Annotated in this window: 1 protein-coding gene; it reads right to left on the reverse strand. The window is 58.5% G+C overall.

The genetic code is table 11. The features are described 5' to 3' along the window. The coding region (locus ACUY3D_RS12615; protein WP_448241217.1) for a VaFE repeat-containing surface-anchored protein at positions 1 to 1,800 on the reverse strand (1,800 nt) is incomplete at both ends.

The following is a 1,800-nucleotide window of genomic DNA, read 5'->3' on the forward strand; positions in this document are numbered from 1 at the left end:
CCAGAACGGTCTTGCCGTCCTCCTTGGAAATCAGCTCAGCGAACAGGGTGTATTCCTTACCCGGAACCAGGTTCTCATAGGTAACACGGTCGTTGACCTGCGCACCAGCAACAACCTCGGTTGCACCATTCGCAAAGTCAGCATTCGTCGAAATCTTCGGCGTATCAGACTCTTCACCCGGCTCACGCGGAGTAGTCGACTCAGACGGCTCCTCACCCGGCTTGTCCGGCGTGGTCGACTCACCCGGCTTGTCCGGAGTCGTCGACTCGCCCGGATTGTTCGGGGTAGTCTCCTCGCCCGGCTTGTTCGGAGTGGTGGACTCACCCGGCTTGTCCGGCGTGGTGGACTCAGACGGCTCCTCCTTGGAAGTCACAGTCTGATCCTTGTCCTTGATGTCCTTGTGCTCAGCGATGTGGTTCGGGTTCTCCGGAGTTACATCCGGGGTCTCCTCGCCCTTGTCGTTGACCTCAACCGAAGTCAACTCCTCGAAAGCAACCGCAGCCTCAACCGGCTCCGTCACAGACTCATCAACAGTGATCGTAACGACAACCTCACCGTTAGCAGACTCCGGAGTAAAGGTCTTCTCACCCTTACCCAGAACGGTCTTGCCGTCCTCCTTGGAAATCAGCTCAGCGAACAGGGTGTATTCCTTGCCCGGAACCAGGTTCTCGTAGGTAACACGGTCGTTGACCTGCGCACCAGCAACAACCTGGGTTGCACCGTTAGCAAAGTCAGCATTCGTCGAAATCTTCGGCTTACCAGACTCATCATCGCCCGACTTCGGAACCGTCTGGTTCTTGTCGTTGATGTCCTTGTGCTCAGCGATGTGGTTCGGGTTCTCCGGATCAGTATCCGGAGTGTCCTCGCCCTTGTCGTTGACCTCAACCGAAGTCAACTCCTCGAAAGCAACCGCAGCCTCAACCGGCTCCGTCACATACTCATCAACAGTGATCGTAACGACAACCTCACCGTTAGCAGACTCCGGAGTAAAGGTCTTCTCACCCTCACCCAGAACGGTCTTGCCGTCCTCCTTGGAAATCAGCTCAGCGAACAGAGTGTATTCCTTACCCGGAACCAGGTTCTCGTAGGTAACACGGTCGTTGACCTGCGCACCAGCAACAACCTGGGTTGCGCCGTTAGCGAAGTCAGCATTCGTCGAAATCTTCGGCATACCAGACTCATCGCCCGGCTCACGCGGAGTCGTCGATTCAGACGGCTCCTCACCAGGCTTATCCGGCGTGGTGGACTCACACGGATCGTTCGGGGTCGTGGACTCGCCCGGCTTACCCGGAGTGGTCGACTCGCCAGGCTTGCCCGGAGTGGTGGACTCACCCGGGTTGTTCGGAGTGGTCTCCTCGCCCGGCTTAGTCGGGGTCGTGGACTCACAGGTCTCGTCGCCCGGCTTGTTCGGAGTCGTAGACTCAGACGGCTCAGTGGTCTTCTCGGTCGTCTTCGGAGTCGTGGACTCAGACGGCTCCTCACCAGGCTTATCCGGCGTGGTGGACTCACACGGATCGTTCGGGGTCGTGGACTCGCCCGGCTTACCCGGAGTGGTCGACTCACCAGGCTTGCCCGGAGTCGTGGACTCGCCCGGATTATTCGGGGTAGTCTCCTCGCCCGGCTTAGACGGGGTCGTGGACTCGCAAGTCTCGTCACCCGGCTTGTTCGGCGTGGTGGACTCAGACGGCTCATCCTTAGAGGTCACAGTCTGAGCCTTATCATTGATGTCCTCGTGCTTAGCAATGTCGTTCGGATTCTCCGGATCAGTACCCGGAGTCTCCTCGCCCTTGTCGTTGACCT

It is taken from the genome of Corynebacterium guaraldiae, assembly GCF_053480195.1.